The following is a 343-nucleotide window of genomic DNA, read 5'->3' as shown; positions in this document are numbered from 1 at the left end:
CGGAGCTGGCACTCGGGCTGCCGGACGAAGCGGCCTGGCAGGAGGCGGTGACGCCGTACCCGGTGCTGGTGAGGCTGGCCAACTACTACTACGCGGCGATGCACTTCACGGTGATGATCGCGGTGCTGGTCTGGGTGTTCATGCGTCACCGCGTGCGGTACGCGTGGGTGCGGACCACCGTGGTGGTAACGACGGCGGTCTGCCTGGCCGTGCAGTTCATCCCGGTGGCCCCGCCCCGGATGCTGCCGCTGGAGTGTTTCGTGGACGTCGCGGCGGAGTACGGGCTGTCTGTGTACGGGGGAGCGGTCGCCGGGGTGGTCAAGGCGGCGCAGCTGTCGGCGAT

General features: G+C 69.4%; 1 protein-coding gene. It reads left to right on the top strand.

Features of this window, described 5'->3' with window-relative positions; all coding sequences use genetic code 11:
• Window positions 1-343: phosphatase PAP2 family protein (locus tag PUR61_RS00715; RefSeq protein WP_329874523.1), on the top strand; the 343-nt coding region annotated here is incomplete at both ends.

This window comes from Streptomyces sp. BE20 (assembly GCF_036322525.1).
Taxonomy (GTDB): Bacteria; Actinomycetota; Actinomycetes; order Streptomycetales; family Streptomycetaceae; genus Kitasatospora.
The sequence above is the reverse complement of the archived record's forward strand: the minus strand, read 5'-3'. Positions and strand labels throughout refer to the sequence as shown.